This window comes from Phytohabitans flavus (genome assembly GCF_011764545.1).
Classification (GTDB): Bacteria; Actinomycetota; Actinomycetes; order Mycobacteriales; family Micromonosporaceae; genus Phytohabitans; species Phytohabitans flavus.
In genome coordinates this window covers 8,326,155-8,341,651 of the sequence record NZ_AP022870.1, presented here as the reverse complement: position 1 = coordinate 8,341,651, position 15,497 = coordinate 8,326,155, and the positions used below count along the sequence as shown (strand labels likewise).

The 15,497-nt window shown below is 70.8% G+C and carries 17 protein-coding genes; 10 read left to right on the top strand and 7 right to left on the bottom strand.

The genetic code is table 11. The annotated features are described in order from the left end of the window. Positions 1 to 9: 9 nt before the first annotated feature. A complete protein-coding gene (locus Pflav_RS37050) occupies positions 10 to 402 on the bottom strand; it encodes a holo-ACP synthase (protein ID WP_173041293.1) in 393 nt (130 codons plus the stop codon). 149 nt (positions 403 to 551) lie between these two features. After that, positions 552 to 2,423, bottom strand: coding sequence for a glutamine--fructose-6-phosphate transaminase (isomerizing) (gene glmS / locus Pflav_RS37045; protein ID WP_173041292.1), 1,872 nt, complete (start codon positions 2,421 to 2,423; stop codon positions 552 to 554). 325 nt (positions 2,424 to 2,748) lie between these two features. Here glmS and Pflav_RS37040 point away from each other — a divergent pair, with 325 nt between their 5' ends. Next, entirely contained in the window at positions 2,749 to 3,231 is a 483-nt protein-coding gene (locus Pflav_RS37040) for an MmpS family transport accessory protein (RefSeq protein ID WP_173041291.1), read from the top strand. Between the two features lie 13 nt (positions 3,232 to 3,244). Further along, on the top strand, positions 3,245 to 4,426 hold the full coding sequence (locus Pflav_RS37035) for a pyridoxal phosphate-dependent aminotransferase (protein ID WP_173041290.1): 1,182 nt from the start codon (positions 3,245 to 3,247) through the stop codon (positions 4,424 to 4,426). Here the strand turns inward: Pflav_RS37035 and glmM are convergent. The 3 genes from glmM to rplM form a co-directional block, all read right to left on the bottom strand. Beyond that, on the bottom strand, positions 4,423 to 5,769 hold the full coding sequence (gene glmM, locus Pflav_RS37030) for a phosphoglucosamine mutase (RefSeq protein WP_173041289.1): 1,347 nt from the start codon (positions 5,767 to 5,769) through the stop codon (positions 4,423 to 4,425). The two genes, Pflav_RS37035 and glmM, sit on opposite strands and share 4 nt — an antisense overlap. A 135-nt stretch (positions 5,770 to 5,904) precedes the next feature. Beyond that, positions 5,905 to 6,372 carry a 30S ribosomal protein S9 gene (gene rpsI / locus Pflav_RS37025; RefSeq protein ID WP_173041288.1) on the bottom strand — a complete coding sequence of 156 codons (468 nt, stop codon included), beginning with the start codon at positions 6,370 to 6,372 and terminating at the stop codon, positions 5,905 to 5,907. A gap of 20 nt (positions 6,373 to 6,392) precedes the next feature. After that, the gene (rplM, locus tag Pflav_RS37020) at positions 6,393 to 6,836 is read right to left on the bottom strand and encodes a 50S ribosomal protein L13 (RefSeq protein ID WP_173041287.1); all 444 of its coding nucleotides are present in this window, start codon (positions 6,834 to 6,836) and stop codon (positions 6,393 to 6,395) included. Positions 6,837 to 7,067: 231 nt separating this feature from the next. On the opposite strand from rplM, the gene Pflav_RS37015 reads away from it, so the two are divergent. Then, the gene (locus tag Pflav_RS37015; protein WP_173041286.1) at positions 7,068 to 8,432 is read left to right on the top strand and encodes an MFS transporter; all 1,365 of its coding nucleotides are present in this window, start codon (positions 7,068 to 7,070) and stop codon (positions 8,430 to 8,432) included. Between the two features lie 46 nt (positions 8,433 to 8,478). Here the strand turns inward: Pflav_RS37015 and Pflav_RS37010 are convergent, their stop codons facing one another. Together Pflav_RS37010 and Pflav_RS37005 are read right to left on the bottom strand one after the other, a co-directional pair. Then, the gene (locus Pflav_RS37010; protein WP_173041285.1) at positions 8,479 to 8,772 is read right to left on the bottom strand and encodes a type II toxin-antitoxin system PemK/MazF family toxin; all 294 of its coding nucleotides are present in this window, start codon (positions 8,770 to 8,772) and stop codon (positions 8,479 to 8,481) included. Further along, a complete protein-coding gene (locus Pflav_RS37005; RefSeq protein WP_173041284.1) occupies positions 8,762 to 9,007 on the bottom strand; it encodes a hypothetical protein in 246 nt (81 codons plus the stop codon). The genes Pflav_RS37010 and Pflav_RS37005 overlap by 11 nt, the downstream gene beginning before the upstream one ends. A 375-nt stretch (positions 9,008 to 9,382) precedes the next feature. Here Pflav_RS37005 and Pflav_RS37000 point away from each other — a divergent pair, with 375 nt between their 5' ends. The 7 genes from Pflav_RS37000 (at position 9,383) to Pflav_RS36970 (ending at position 15,489) form a co-directional block, all read left to right on the top strand. After that, positions 9,383 to 9,754, top strand: coding sequence for a hypothetical protein (locus tag Pflav_RS37000; protein ID WP_173041283.1), 372 nt, complete (start codon positions 9,383 to 9,385; stop codon positions 9,752 to 9,754). Between the two features lie 4 nt (positions 9,755 to 9,758). Beyond that, complete coding sequence (locus tag Pflav_RS36995; RefSeq protein ID WP_197938835.1) at positions 9,759 to 10,187, top strand: hypothetical protein; 429 nt, start codon at positions 9,759 to 9,761, stop codon at positions 10,185 to 10,187. A gap of 81 nt (positions 10,188 to 10,268) precedes the next feature. Beyond that, positions 10,269 to 10,820, top strand: a complete 552-nt coding sequence (locus Pflav_RS36990) for a hypothetical protein (protein ID WP_173041282.1) — start codon at positions 10,269 to 10,271, stop codon at positions 10,818 to 10,820. Positions 10,821 to 10,847: 27 nt separating this feature from the next. Further along, positions 10,848 to 11,261 carry a roadblock/LC7 domain-containing protein gene (locus Pflav_RS36985; RefSeq protein WP_173041281.1) on the top strand — a complete coding sequence of 138 codons (414 nt, stop codon included), beginning with the start codon at positions 10,848 to 10,850 and terminating at the stop codon, positions 11,259 to 11,261. A gap of 285 nt (positions 11,262 to 11,546) precedes the next feature. Then, a complete protein-coding gene (nirB, locus tag Pflav_RS36980) occupies positions 11,547 to 14,063 on the top strand; it encodes a nitrite reductase large subunit NirB (protein ID WP_269474572.1) in 2,517 nt (838 codons plus the stop codon). Next, positions 14,060 to 14,401 carry a nitrite reductase small subunit NirD gene (nirD, locus tag Pflav_RS36975; protein WP_173041280.1) on the top strand — a complete coding sequence of 114 codons (342 nt, stop codon included), beginning with the start codon at positions 14,060 to 14,062 and terminating at the stop codon, positions 14,399 to 14,401. Before nirB ends, nirD begins: the two co-directional genes overlap by 4 nt. Continuing rightward, on the top strand, positions 14,401 to 15,489 hold the full coding sequence (locus tag Pflav_RS36970) for a uroporphyrinogen-III synthase (protein ID WP_173041279.1): 1,089 nt from the start codon (positions 14,401 to 14,403) through the stop codon (positions 15,487 to 15,489). The genes nirD and Pflav_RS36970 overlap by 1 nt, the downstream gene beginning before the upstream one ends. The last annotated feature ends 8 nt before the right edge of the window (positions 15,490 to 15,497 follow it).

The following is a 15,497-nucleotide window of genomic DNA, read 5'->3' as shown; positions in this document are numbered from 1 at the left end:
GCCCCCGCGTCACTGGGAAGCCACGTCTTCCGACAGGCGCTCCGCTACCACCATGGCGGACGCGATACCCCCGTCGTGTGACAACGACAGATGCCAGCGCGTGATCCCTCGCTCGGTGGCAACGGCCGCGACCGTGCCGGAGACGGTGAGCCAGGGGCGGCCGTCCGGGTCGGTGACGATCTCGCAGTCGTGCCAGCGCAGCCCGACCGGCGCACCGAGCGCCTTCGCCACCGCCTCCTTGGCCGCGAAGCGGGCGGCGAGCGACTCCGGCGAGCGGGGGTTGCCCGACGCCGTGTACCGCTCCGCCTCGGTGAACAGCCGGTCGGCCAGCAGCGGGGTCCGGACCAGCGCGCTGGTGAACCGCTCGACCAGGACGACGTCGATGCCGACAGCCACGATCACTGTGCCTCCGGGTTCGCTCGCTCGTGCGGCGCTGAAGGCGACGTCTTCCCTCGCAACCCCGAAACCCCGACTTCGTCGGCGGGGCCGCTCAGTCCAGACGCCGCCGCGCCAACTCGCTCGCTCACGCGGTCAACCCTAACGGCGGGCGACTATTCGACCGTGACGGACTTGGCCAGGTTTCGGGGCTGGTCGACATCGTGGCCGCGGGCGGCGGCGATCTCGCAGGCGAGCACCTGGAGCGGCACGGTGGTCACCAGCGGGGCGAGGAGCGTCGGCGTGCGGGGTACCCGGACCAGGTGATCCGCGTACGGCACGACGTCGTCGTCGCCCTCCTCGGCGATCACGATCGTCTGGGCGCCGCGGGCGCGCACCTCCTGGATATTGGAGACGATCTTGTCGTGCAGCACGCCCCGGCCGGCTGGCGAGGGGACCACGCACACCACCGGGCAGCCCTCGTCGATCAGCGCGATCGGGCCGTGCTTGAGCTCGCCGGCCGCGAAGCCCTCGGCGTGCATGTACGCCAGCTCCTTGAGCTTGAGCGCGCCCTCCAGCGCCACCGGGTAGCCGACGTGGCGGCCGATGAACAGCACGCTCTTCGCCTCGGCCAGCGACCGGGCCAGCTCGCGCACCGGCTCCATCGTGCCCAGGACCTCCTGAAGCTTGCCGGGCATCTCCTGAAGCTGGGCGACGACCGCGGCCACCTCGTCCGCGTACTTGATCCCGCGCACCTGGGCCAGGTGCAGCCCGACCAGGTAGCAGGCGACGAGCTGGGTGAGGAACGCCTTGGTCGAGGCGACCGCGATCTCCGGCCCCGCGTGCGTGTAGAGCACGGCGTCGGACTCGCGCGGGATCGTGGAGCCGTTGGTATTGCAGATCGCGAGCACGCGCGCCTTCTGCTCCTTGGCGTGGCGCAGCGCCATCAGCGTGTCCATCGTCTCGCCGGACTGGCTGATCGCCACCACCAGCGTGGACCGGTCCAGCACCGGGTCGCGGTAGCGGAACTCGCTGGCCAGCTCCACCTCGCAGGGGACGCGGGTCCAGTGCTCGATCGCGTACTTGGCGACGAGGCCGGCGTGATAGGCCGTACCGCAGGCGACGATGAAGACCTTGTCGACGTCGCGCAGGTCCTGGTCGGTGAGGCGCACCTCGTCGAGGGCGATCTCGCCGTTTTCCCCGAGCCGGCCGAGCAGCGTGTCGGCGACCGCCTGCGGCTGCTCGGCGATCTCCTTGAGCATGAAGTAGTCGTAGCCGCCCTTTTCCGCGGCAGAGGCATCCCAGTCGATGTGGAAGTCCTTGCCGGTCGCGGGCTGGCCCGAGAAGTCGGTGATCTCGATGCCCTTAGGGGTGATCAGCACCACCTGGTCCTGCCCCAGCTCGACCGCCTCGCGGGTGTGCTCGATGAAGGCGGACACGTCGCTGGCCAGGTAGTTTTCCCCCGAGCCACGGCCCACCACCAGCGGCGAGTTGCGCCGGGCGCCGACCACCGCGCCGGGCACGGCCGAGTCGACGGCGAGCAGGGTGAACGCGCCCTCCAGCCGCTGGCAGACCCGGCGCATCGCCGCGGCCAGGCCCTCCGCGCTGGGCTCGCCCTGCTTGGCAAGCTCGGCGGCGAGGAGGTGGGCGGCGCATTCGGTGTCGGTGTCGCTGGCGAACTCGACGCCCTCCGCCTCCAGTTCGGTGCGGAGCTTGGCGAAGTTTTCGATGATGCCGTTATGGATCACGGCCACGCGTCCGTCGCGGGACATGTGCGGGTGGGCATTGCGGTCGGTGGGGCCGCCGTGGGTGGCCCAGCGGGTGTGCCCGATCGCGGTGACGCCGTCGGCGATGCCGGCGGTGGGAGACTCGGCCAGGATCTTTTCCAGGTTGGCCAGCTTGCCGGCCCGCTTTTCGGTCAGCAGGCGACCCGCGGCCACCACCGCGACGCCCGCGGAGTCATACCCGCGGTATTCCAACCGGCGCAGCCCGTCCAGCACGATGCCCAGCGCCGGCCGGCTGCCGACGTAGCCCACGATTCCACACATGGCCCGGAGCGTAACCCACTATCGCTCACGACGCTTGCTCGAAAGAGCCTGTATCACTCATCCGACATGAGCGTTTGCGGCAATCCGGGGAAGAAACGGACACTGGACTTGCCCCGTGGGGCGATCGTGCAACACCGTGGCTCCCGCAGCCTCTATCCGGGGGAACCCGCTCGATGACGTACCCGCCGCCGTACGAACCGCAGCCGACCCAGCCGGGACCGCCCACACCCTCTTCGTCGCCACCTACGTCGCATTACCCGACACACCTCGGTCCACCCCTCCCGCCGCCCCCGCGCCCCGGTCGAACGGGCCGATCCTGGCGGTGGTGGTGGCGCTTGCCGTTCTGCTGGTCGGAGGGACCGTGGTCGCCGGCGTGCTGCTGGTCGGCGGAAACGACGACCCCGGTGGGGTCACCGCGGACAGTACGCGGGGCGCCGAGACGCCGCGCGCGGAGGAGACCAGGCCGGACCCCGACGACACGGACGATGACTACGGCCCCGGCGACAACTCCGGCAGCGGTAATGGCGGCGGCAAGGTGGTGTACGAGGTCACCGGCGACGGCCCGGTGAGCATCGTCTTCCTCAAGGCGGACGGGGTCACGCCGGAGCGGGCCAGCGACACCGACCTGCCGTGGCGCAAGGAGCTGACGCTAGCGGAGGACGCGGCGCTGGTCACGGTCACGGCCATCCGCAGCGGCGGCGGCCAGGGCAGCATCGAGTGCCGGATCACCATCGACGGCGAAGAGGTCTCGAAGAAGTCGGCCAGCGGAACGTTCGCGACCGCCACCTGCACCAAGTTGATCATCTGACTACGCTGACCCGATGACGACCATCGACAGCGATCCCGGCGTTCGCCGGATGCGGGCCTTCGGCACCACGATCTTCGCCGAGATGTCGGCGCTGGCCGTGCGCCACGGTGCGATCAACCTGGGCCAGGGCTTCCCGGACTCCGACGGGCCGCCAGAGATGCTGGCGGCGGCCGCCGAGGCGCTGCGCACCGGTCAAAACCAGTACCCGCCAGGCCCCGGCGTCCCCGCGCTCCGGACGGCCGTCGCGGAGCACCAGCGGCGGTTCTGGGGCCTGGAGTACGACCCGGATGGCGAGGTGCTTGTCACGGCCGGCGCGACCGAGGCCATCGCGGCGACGATCCTCGGGCTCTGTGAGGCGGGCGACGAGGTCGTGTGCTTCGAGCCCTACTACGACTCGTACGCGGCCTCCATCGCGCTCGCCGGAGCCGTGCGGCGGCCGGTCACGCTCCGCCCGGTGGCGGGCGACCGCCGGTACGGGTTCGACCCCGCCGAGCTGCGCGCCGCGTTCGGCCCACGGACGCGCCTGGTGCTGCTCAACTCCCCGCACAACCCGACGGGCAAGGTCTTCACCCGCGCCGAGCTCACCCAGATCGCCGAGCTGTGCCAGGAGCACGGGGCGTACGCGGTGACCGACGAGGTGTACGAGCACCTGGTCTTCTCCGACGCCGGCGACACGCACGTGCCGCTCGCCACCCTGCCTGGCATGCGCGAGCGTACGGTGCGCATCTCGTCGGCCGGCAAGACGTTCCGCTGCACCGGCTGGAAGATCGGCTGGGCGAGCGGGCCGGCCGCCCTCATCACCGCCGTGACGCGGGTCAAGCAGTTCCTCACGTACGTCAACGGTGGCCCGTTCCAGCCCGCGGTCGCGGTGGCGCTCGGCCTGCCGGACAGCTACTACGACGAGCTCCGTACGGACCTCGAAGCGCGGCGGGACCAGCTCGTGGCCGGGCTGACCGACGCCGGGTTCGGCGTGCTGCCGTCCGAGGGCACGTACTTCGTGACCACCGACATCACCCCGCTGGGCGGGACGGACGGCATGGCGTTCTGCCGCTCGCTGCCCGAACGGACAGGTGTGGTGGCCGTGCCGACCGAGGTCTTCTACGACGACCCGGAGGCGGGCAAGCGGCTCGTCCGGTTCGCCTTCTGCAAGCGCGCCGAGATTATCGACGAGGCCGTGCGCCGGCTGCGCGCCTAGACGGGGCTGGCCACGCGTACGACCGCGGCGATCCGCTCAGCCACCGACCGGGCGGTCTCCACCGTGGCCGCCTCGACCATGACCCGCACCAGCGGCTCGGTGCCGGAGGGGCGCAGCAGCACCCGCCCAGTCTCGCCCAGCTCGGCCTCCGCCTCGGCGGTCGCCTCCAGTACCGGCGCCGCGGTAGCACCCGCGGCACGGTCGCCGACCGGCACGTTGACGAGGACCTGGGGCAGCTTGGTGATCACCGACGCGAGGTCGGTGAGCGAGCGGCCGGTGGCGGCCATCCGGGACATGAGGTGCAGGCCGGTGAGGACGCCGTCGCCGGTCGTCGCGTAGGCCGGCATCACGATGTGCCCGCTCTGCTCGCCGCCGAGCGCGAGGGCGGAGGCCCGCAGCTCCTCCAGCACGTACCGGTCGCCGACCTTCGTCTCGATCAGCCGGATGCCCTCGTGCGCCATGGCCAGGCGCAGGCCGAGGTTGCTCATCACGGTCGCGACGAGCGTGTCGGCGGTCAGTGCGCCGCTCTCCCGCATGGCCAGGGCGAGGATCGCCATGATCTCGTCGCCGTCGACCTCGGCGCCGTCCGCGGTGACGGCCAGGCACCGGTCGGCGTCGCCGTCGTGCGCGATGCCCAGGTGTGCGTCGTGCTCCCGCACCGCAGCCTTGATCGGCTCCAGGTGGGTCGAGCCACAGCCGTCGTTGATGTTGAGGCCGTCCGGCTCGGCGTGGATGGCGATCACCTCGGCGCCGGCCTCGCGGTAGGCCAGGGGCGCGACGTCAGAGGCCGCGCCGTTGGCGCAGTCGACCACGACCCGCAGCCCGTCGAGCCGGTGCGGCACGGTGCCGACAAGGTGCTGCACGTAGTGCTCGGCGCCGTCGAGCAGGTCGTGCACGCGGCCGACCCCGCCACCGGTCGGGCGGGTCCACGACACGCCCGCCGCGATCGCCGCCTCGATCTTGTGCTCGACCTCGTCGGGGAGCTTGTGCCCGCCCGCCGCGAAGAGCTTGATGCCGTTGTCCGGCATCGGGTTGTGCGAGGCGGAAAGCATCACACCGAGGTCGGCCTTGGCCTCACCCACCAGGAAGGCCACGCCGGGCGTCGGCATCACCCCCACGCGTACCACGTTGGCGCCAGCGCTGGCCAGGCCGGCCACGACCGCCGCCTCCAGCATCTCGCCGCTGGCCCGCGGGTCGCGGCCGACGACCGCGAGCGGTGGGTGACTGCGATCGGACTCAGCGAGCGTGCGGGCCGCGGCCACCGCCACTGCCATCGCCAGCTCGGGCGTGAGGTCGGCGTTGGCCCGGCCACGTACGCCATCGGTACCGAAGAGACGCGCCATCTGCCCTACTTCCTCCGAGCAACAGAACGGCCGGTGCCGCCCCACAATGTCACAGGGCAGCCCGGCCGTCTTTCAGCAGTACAAAACGCGTCAGCGCTTGATTGCGATCCTCGCCATGCCAGGGCCGCGGGCGCGTTAACGCTTGGAGTACTGAGGAGCCTTGCGGGCCTTCTTGAGACCGTACTTCTTGCTCTCCTTGACGCGGGCGTCACGGGTGAGGAAGCCGGCCTTCTTGAGCGCCGGGCGGTCGTCGAGGTCGTTGACGCAGAGCGCGCGGGCGATGCCCAGCCGCAGCGCACCGGCCTGGCCCGTGATGCCGCCACCGCGCAGGTTGGCGATCACGTCGAAGGCTTCCAGCTTCTCGGCGGTCACCAGCGGCTCCTTGATGAGCTGCTGGTGCACCTTGCTCGGGAAGTACTCCTCGAGCTCGCGACCGTTGCAGGTGATCTTGCCGGTGCCGGGCACGATGCGCACCCGGACGATGGCCTCCTTGCGGCGGCCCACGGTCTGGATGGGACGGTCACCACGGGGCACGCGGGCAGCGGGCACCGGGGCGGTCTCGACGGCCGGCTGCGCCGGGGTCGGGACGATGGTGTCGGTCATGCTTGTTCCTTCGCCCGCGCTCACTGCGCGATCTGCTTGATCTCGAACGGCACCGGCTGCTGGGCGGCGTGCGGGTGCTCGGCGCCGGCGTAGACCTTCAGCTTCTTGATCAGCTGCCGGCCAAGACGGTTGTGCGGCAGCATGCCCTTGACGGCCAGCTCGATGGCGCGCTCGGGGCGCTTGGTGAGCAGCTCGTCGTAGCCCACCTGCTTGAGACCACCCGGGTAGCCGGAGTGGCGGTAGGCGATCTTGGTCTGCCGCTTGTTGCCGGTCAGCGCGACCTTGCCGGCGTTGACGATCACCACGAAGTCACCGGTGTCGACGTGCGGCGCGAAGGTCGGCTTGTGCTTGCCGCGCAGTAGCGTGGCGGCGTGGGTCGCCAGACGGCCCAGCACGACGTCAGAGGCGTCGATAACGTGCCACTGACGCTCGATCTCACCCGGCTTCGGGCTGTACGTACGCACAGGTTTACCTTGTCTCGTCGTCGGTCTGGGGGCGCACGCCGAGGACGCCGCTCTTCGGCAGCGCGTCCGGCATAAGCACAACAGCAGGCAACGATACCCGGTCGCCCGCAGGGGACGCAAAACGGGGCCCCGTCCTCACAACGACCGCCGCCGCTGTGGTGCGGCGCGCTTTACCGCCGGGGTACGGCAAGCGGAACCCTCCGGCAAAGTCGCCTCCGTAACTTGCCCGCCATGAGTACGACACTGACCCCCACCGTGGCCGCCGCCGCGGCTGCCCCGGCCGGGAAGGGCCGGTGGCTCACCCATTGGGAGCCGGAGAACGGGGAGTTCTGGGCCACCACCGGCCGCCGGGTCGCCCGGCGCAACCTGGTGTTCTCGATCTTCGCGGAGCACCTCGGCTTCTCCGTCTGGACCATCTGGAGCGTCGTGGTCGTAGCGCTCCCGCCGGCCCTCTTCCCCTACTCCGTGGACCAGCGCTTCTGGCTTGTCGCGCTCCCCAACCTCATCGGCGCACTGATGCGCATCCCGTACACGTTCGCGGTCACCCGCTTCGGCGGCCGCACCTGGACCGCGATCAGCGCGCTCCTGCTGCTCATCCCGCTCGCCGGCCTCACGTTCGCGGTGACCGCCCAGCCGCCGTACTGGGTGGTGCTCGCCTGCGCCGCCACGGCCGGCTTCGGCGGCGGCAACTTCGCCTCGTCCATGACCAACATCTCCTTCTTCTACCCCGAGCGACAGAAGGGCGCCGCGCTCGGCCTCAACGCGGCCGGCGGCAACATCGGCATCAGCACGATGCAGCTGTTCGTACCCGTGGTGATCGCCGCCGGCCTGGTCTACGGCGGCCTCATGTGGGTGCCACTCGTGCTCGCCGCGGCCGTCGGGGCGTACCTGTTCATGAACAACCTGGCCGTGGCGAGGACGCCGTTCCGGGCCCAGTTCGCCACCGTCAAGCGGCCGCACACCTGGGTCATGTCCTTCCTCTACATCGGCACGTTCGGTTCATTCCTCGGCTACTCAGCGGCGTTTCCGCTGGTACTGAAGCTCCAGTTTCCGAACGCACCGACGGCACACTGGGGCGCCGCGACGATCACACTGGCGTTCACCGGGCCGCTGATCGGCTCGCTGGCCCGGCCGTTCGGCGGCTGGCTCTCCGACCGCATCGGCGGGGCCCGGGTCACCGCCGCCTGCTTCACGCTCATGGCCCTGGGGTCGTACGGCGTGGTCACGGCCGCCGGCAACGGGAACATGGGGCTGTTCCTCGCCTCGTTCTGGCTGCTCTTCACGGCGGCCGGCGCGGGCAATGGCTCGACGTACCGGATGATCCCGGCGATCTTCGCGGCGAAGTCGTCCGACCTCGCGGTCGCCAAGCGGGAGTCGGCGGCGACGCTCGGCATCGCCGGCGCGATCGGCGCGCTGGGCGGTTTCTACCTGCCCCGCGCGATCAGCGACTCGTACACCGCGACCGGCGGCATCTCGACCGCGTTCACCTGGTTCGGCGTCATGTACGGCGTCTGTCTCGTCGTCACCTGGTGGTGCTACCTGCGCCGCCGCGTCCTGATCAGCCAGGTGCCGAGCCTGGCGCACGCGTCCGTCTGACCCGCCAAGGACCGGGGCGCCCCGCGCGGGGGCGCCCCGGTCGGCGTCACAGGTCCTGGAGGATGCGGAGTGCGCGGGACACCCTGTTCATCGTGTCGGTGTCGGCATAGTCAACGCACTCGGTGAACCACTTTTTCATCGGCGACGAGAGCCGGTCGGGCATCACCACGTACTGACCCATCGAGACGGCCAGTGGTGAGTCGCGGAGCAACTCCTCCTCCACCACCTCGGCGACGAGGACGATGGGCACGTCGGTGCTGTTGTAGACGTCCGAACTGATCACGAGGCCCAGCCGCTCGCGGGCCCCCTCGACACGCCAGATCTCACCCCTACGCAGCACGGAAGATCGCTGCGTCCACCATCGCTACTTCGTGCTCGTCGGCCAGCGCCGCGGCCTCCAGGTCGAAGCCGGCGCGCTGCACCGCGGCGGCGTGCGCGGCGAACACCTCGCGCAGCGCCTTTTCCCGGGCGGCCTGGTCCATCCAAGCGGACAGCGTCATGCCGTCACGCTCGGCGAACCGCCTCGCATCTTCGATCGTGTCGTCCGGGAACGACAGCGTCACCTTCTTGGTCATGCGGCTGAGCATACCTGCGGTATGACCAGCGGACATCCTGGGCGTACACCTCCTGCACACACCGCCTATGGGTACGCTCCCAGCGATTCCGACCATGCCGGACGTAGCATGACGCGCACCGCATAGCCCACTACAGCACCTCCAGCCATCACACAACCCATCGTGGTGGGCAAATTTTCGGTGCTCGGCCGAGCCTTGACTGACTCCTCAGTCAGTATTCGGCGCGGCTGGTGCATCGAAGCGATCATCATGCGAGATTCCCGTAAGGAACCGGCGTCAGGCCGACCGCCGCCCCTGGGCGCAACCCCCACGTGACTCTTCGTGCCGGGCCGCGGGTGACGCCTTCATTCAAAGAAGCATCGGAGGCACTGAACCATGGCTGCACTGGACACCGCCCTGAAGGACGCGATGAGCATCGAGGGGGCGCTCGGCGTCGCGCTCGTCGACTACTCCAGCGGCATGACCCTCGGTATCGCCGGGGGCTCCCCGGAACTCGACCTCGGCATGGCCGCCGCGGGCAACACGGACGTCGTCCGGGCGAAGATGCGCACGCTTGAGATGCTCAAGCTCCCGGACTCGATCGAGGACATCCTGATCACGCTGGACACCCAGTACCACCTGATCCGGCCGCTCAACTCGCGCGCCGGCAAGGGCCTCTTCCTGTACCTCGCGCTCAGCAAGTCGCGGGCCAACCTCGGTCTGGCGCGCCACCAGCTGCGCCTGATCGAGTCCGCGATCGAAATCTAAGCCGATGAGCGAGATGAGCATCAGCCAGGCCGTCACCAACGTGGTGAAGGACTTCCGGCAGACCGTACCCGACTGCGTCGCCGCCGGCATCGTGGACATGTCGACCGGCATGCTCCTCGCCGTCGACACCGTCGACTCCCACCCGTCCGAGGTGCTCGACCTCCTCGCCGCCGCCACGTTCGACATGTTCCAGGGCCGCAACGTGGTGATGATCGAGGAGATCTTCAACAAGCGGCGCGGGATCGAGCGGACCGGGCACTACTTCCGGGAGATCCTGGTCAACAGCGAGAACCTGGTACATCTCTTCATGCGCGGCACGGCGACCGACGACATGGTCGCGGTGGTCGTATGCCGGCGGTCAGTCAACATCGGCATGCTGTTCGCCCAGGCCCGGCTGGTAATGCGGAGCCTGGACACCAGCTTCGGTGGCTGATGCCTCGGCAGGGCGGCCGTAGGTCATGTCGATCGAGGACGTCATCTGGGGGATGCGCTAGGGATAACCGGGGCGCGCGCCGTGATCGTGACCGCCATCGACACCCGGAAGCCACTCTGGTCGGGGACCATCGACGCCCTGCCCGATCGGGAGAGCATCGCGGAGATGGCGGCCGCCATGGCCGAGACGGCGGTGGAGCTGATCCGGCTGACGGACCCGGACACGGCGATGGACGACCTGCTGGTGACCAGCCGCGGCTGGTTTCACGTCCTGCGGGTCGTCGAGGACACGGGCGCCGGTGGGTACGTCGCCCACCTGCTGCTCGACCGGCGGGAGGCCAACCTGGCGATGGCCCGCCGGGAGTTCCGGGAGCTGATCGGCAGGGTGATACCGGTGCCCTCCGAACCGATACCGGAAGCCACGGAACCGGAGACCGTGGGACCGGAGACCGTGGAGCTGCAACTGGCCGGGGCACTGCCGCGCCGGAAGCCCTCCACGACCGGCCCGTGGGACCGCGGCACGCCACAGGAGGATCCGGCGCCCTCCTGGTTCGCCAAGTACGCCGGGCATCCGTTCGAGTCTGACGGCCGGACGGTAGAGCGGGTGCGGGACGGCCTGCACCGGCTGGTGTGACACAGCTCTTCATTGAGGGGGACAGGCATGACGGACACCTCCGACAAGGAGGCGTACAGGGCGGCGTACGCCGAGATGGCGTCGCTGAAGCACGCGGTCAGCGGCGTCGTGGGATCGGTCATCGCCGGCGTGGACGGGTTACTGCTCCTCCACGACCTGAGCAACGGACCGGAGCCGCACGACCTCGCGGCGCTGGCCGCGGCGACCTTCGGGCTGGGCCGGCAGACCGGGCTGGCGCTACGGCAGGGCCCGTTCCGGGAGTCCACGGTGCGCAGCCACCGGGGCTACTTCTCCGTGTACGCGGTCGGCGACGCCGCGCTGCTCGCGGTGCTGGGAGGTGAAGGGCTCAACATCGCCCGCCTGCACATCGAGGCGCGCCAGGTGACCGCGCGTCTGATCACGATGCTGGATGTACACGTCGCCGCGCAGGCTCGCCTGTAGCTCGCGACCTGTCCCCCATCCGAAGGATGGAGTGAACGCCTCTTAGCAGGCCCGAAACAATCGGGACCCGGCCGCGAAACGGCCCATCGGCACGCTTTCCGGCATGGCAGGCGCAGCGGATGGTCCGGTGGCGGCACGGGAGGTCGTCACCCATGGATACCGCGCGCACGAGTGCGGCGTGACCCTCTGGACGGCGCCGGAGGGTCACGCCGGATTCGGCCGCCTGGATGGGTGGGTGCCGCGGCGCCGCGTGGACTCTCCTGCGGCGAAAGCGGAGGTGGCGGCGTGAAGAGTCTCGTCGTGGTCGGCAACGGCATGGTTGGCCAGCGCTTCGTCGAGGCGCTGCGCTCCCGCGACACGGCGGGTGAGTGGCGGGTGACGGTGCTGGCCGAGGAGGGGCGCGCGGCGTACGACCGGGTGCGGCTCTCCGCGTTCTTCGACGGCGTGTCGGCCGAGGAGCTGAGCCTGCACACCGAGGACAGCGGCGTCGACCTGCGGCTCGGCGAGCCGGTCATGCGGGTCGACCGGCAGCGGCGGGTCGCGGTCACCGGCGGCGGGGAGTACCCGTACGACGCGCTGGTCTTCGCCACCGGCTCGTACCCGTTCGTGCCGCCGGTCGACGGCACCGACCTGCCCGGGGTCTTCGTCTACCGCACCCTCGACGACCTGGAGGCGATCCGCGAGCACGCCAAGGGCCGGCGCACGGGCGCGGTGATCGGTGGCGGCCTGCTCGGGCTGGAGGCCGCCAACGCGCTGCGACTGCTGGGCTTGTCGACGCACGTGGTGGAGTTCGCGCCACGGCTGATGCCGGTGCAGGTCGACGAGGCCGGCGGCGCGATGCTCCGGCGCTACGTGGAAGAGCTCGACGTCAAGGTGCACACCGGCACCGGGACCACCGCGATCCGGCCGCGCACTGACGGCCAGGCCGTGCACGGCCTCACGCTCTCCGACGGCTCGTGGGTCCAGGCGGACATCGTGGTGGTCGCCGCCGGCATCCGCCCCCGCGACGACGTCGCCCGTGCGGCCGGGCTCGACACGGGCGAGCGCGGCGGCATCCTTGTCGACACCGCCTGCCGTACCGCCGACGAGCGGATCTGGGCGATCGGCGAGTGCGCGGCCGTCGAGGGCCGCTGCTACGGCCTTGTCGCGCCCGGGTACGCGATGGCGGAGGTGGTGGCCGACCGGCTGCTCGGCGGCCAGGCGACCTTCCCCGGTGCGGACATGTCGACAAAGCTCAAGCTGCTCGGCGTCGACGTGGCGTCGTTCGGCGACGCGCACGGCGCGACCGAGGGCTGCCTCGACGTCACGTTCACCGACCCGGCCACCCGCGTGTACGCGAAGCTGGTCCTCTCCGACGACGCCAAGACCCTGCTCGGCGGCGTGCTCGTGGGCGACGCCTCGGCGTACCCGACACTCCGCGCGAGCGTCGGCGGGCCGCTGCCCGGGCCGCCCCTCGCGCTGCTCGCCCCCGAGTCCGACGGTGCGGGCACCCGCTCGGGTATCGCCGCGCTGCCCGGCGGCGCGCAGGTCTGCTCATGCAACGCGGTGACGAAGGACCAGATCGTCGGTGCGATCCACGAGGGCTGCGCCGACGTGCCGGCCATCAAGGCGTGCACCCGTGCCGGGACCAGCTGCGGCTCGTGCGTGCCGATGCTCAAGCAGCTCCTGGCCGTCTCCGGCGTCCAGCTCTCCAAGGCGCTGTGCGAGCACTTCGAGCACAGCCGGCAGGAGCTCTTCGAAATCGTCCGCGTGCGCGGCATCCGGACGTTCTCACAGTTGGTGACCGAGCACGGGCGCGGCCGTGGCTGCGACATCTGCAAGCCGGCGGTCGCCTCGATCCTCGCCTCGCTGGGCAACGGCTACGTGCTCGACGGCGAGCAGGCCACGCTCCAGGACACCAACGACCACTTCCTGGCCAACATCCAGCGCGACGGTACGTACTCGGTGGTGCCACGCATCCCGGGCGGCGAGATCACGCCAGAAAAGCTCATCGTGATCGGCGAGGTGGCCCGCGACTTCGGCTTGTACACGAAGATCACGGGCGGCCAGCGGATCGACCTGTTCGGCGCGCGCGTGGAGCAGCTGCCGCGGATCTGGCGCCGGCTTGTCGACGCCGGGTTCGAGTCCGGCCACGCGTACGGCAAGGCACTGCGCACGGTCAAGTCCTGCGTCGGCTCCACCTGGTGCCGCTACGGGGTGCAGGACTCGGTCGGCTTGGCGGTGGCGCTGGAGCTGCGCTACCGCGGGCTGCGCGCGCCACACAAAATCAAGTCGGCGGTCTCGGGGTGCGCCCGCGAGTGCGCCGAGGCGCGGAGCAAAGACTTCGGCATCATCGCCACCGACAGCGGGTGGAACCTCTACGTCGGCGGCAACGGTGGCTTCCGCCCGCGCCACGCCGACCTCTTCGCCAGCGATCTGTCCACCGATGATCTCGTGCGGTACGTGGACAGGTTCCTCATGTTCTACATCCGCACCGCCGACCGGCTACAGCGCACGGCCGCCTGGATCGAGGCGATGGACGGCGGCCTCGACCACCTGCGCGCGGTGATCGTCGACGACTCGCTCGGCCTCTGCGCGGATCTCGACGCGGCCATCGCCCGCCACGTCGAGTCGTACGAGGACGAGTGGCGAGCCACCGTCGACGATCCGGAGCGCGTGCGCCGGTTCACCTCCTTCGTCAACGCACCGGACACCCCTGACCCGTCGATCACCTTCGCGGTGGAGCGGGGGCAGCCGGTCCCGGCACTGGGCGAGCGCCGACCCGTGGTGCTCGGTCTACCGACCATGGGAGTAAGCCAATGACGGACACGCTGACGGAGCGTTGGGAAGCGGTCTGCCCGCAGCAGCGGGTGGAGCCGGAGCGCGGGGTGGCGGCGCTCGTCGACGGCACCCAGGTGGCCATCTTCCGCACGTACGACGACCAGCTCTTCGCGATCGAAAACCGCGACCCCATCGCCGGGGCGAACGTGATGTCGCGCGGCATCGTCGGCAGCCGCGGTGAGGCGCCGACCGTCGCTTCCCCGCTGCACAAGGAGGTGTACGACCTGCGCACCGGCGAGTGCCTCGACGTGGCAGGCGTGGCGGTCCGCACGTTCGCCGTGCGGGTGCGGGACGGCATGGTCGAAGTGAGCGCCACCTGATGTCGGACGAGCTCTCCGGCTTTACGGTCGGAGTGACCGCGGACCGGCGCCGCGACGAGCTGGCCGCCCTGCTCGAGCGGCGTGGCGCGCGGGTCGTGCTGGCCCCGGCGTTGCGGATCGTCCCGCTCGCCGACGACACCGAGCTGCGCGCGGCCACCCGGGCGTGCCTGGAGCGCCCGCCGGACGTGGTGATGGCCAACACCGGCATCGGCATGCGGGGCTGGCTGGAGGCGGCCGAGGGTTGGGGGCTGGCCGAGCCGCTCCGCTCGGTGCTCGGTCAGGCGTACATCGTCGCCCGCGGCCCCAAGGCCCGCGGCGCCATCCGCGCGGCCGGGCTGCACGACGAGTGGTCGCCCGCCTCGGAGAGCTGCGACGAGGTCATCGAGCATCTCCAGCACCGCGGGGTCGACGGCCAGGTCGTGGCGATGCAGCTACATGGCGAACGCCAGCCCGAGTGCACCGCCGCGCTGGAGGCCGCTGGCGCGACGGTCATCGAGGTGCCCGTGTACCGCTGGGCGCCGCCCACCGACCCCGCCCCGCTACACCGCCTTGTCGACCTGATCACCGGGAGGCTTGTCGACGCGGTCACGTTCACCTCGGCTCCCGCCGCTGGCGCGCTGCTGCGAGCCGCCGGCGCGAGCGGGGACGCGGTGCTGGACGCTCTGCGCTCGGACGTACTGGCCGCCTGCGTCGGTCCGGTCACCGCCGCCCCGCTGCGCCGCCACGGCGTACCGGTGGTGGCGCCGACGCGCGCTCGGCTTGGCGCCCTGGTCCGCACGATCGTCGACGAGCTACCCCAACGCGCGGTCAACCTGAAGGTCGCCGGCCACGTCCTGACCCTCCGCGGCCACGCGGCCGTGGTGGACGGCGAGCTGCGCCCCCTCGCACCCGCACCGATGTCGGTTCTCCGCGCGCTGGCAGCGACGCCGGGCCGCGTGCTCTCCCGGGCCGCCCTGCTGCGCACACTGCCACGCGGCGCCGACGAGCACGCGGTGGAGATGGCCGTGGCCCGCCTACGCGCGGGTCTTGGCGCGCCCGGCGTGGTCCAGACCGTGGTAAAGCGCGGCTACCGCCTGCCCGTCGACTAAGTCACCCG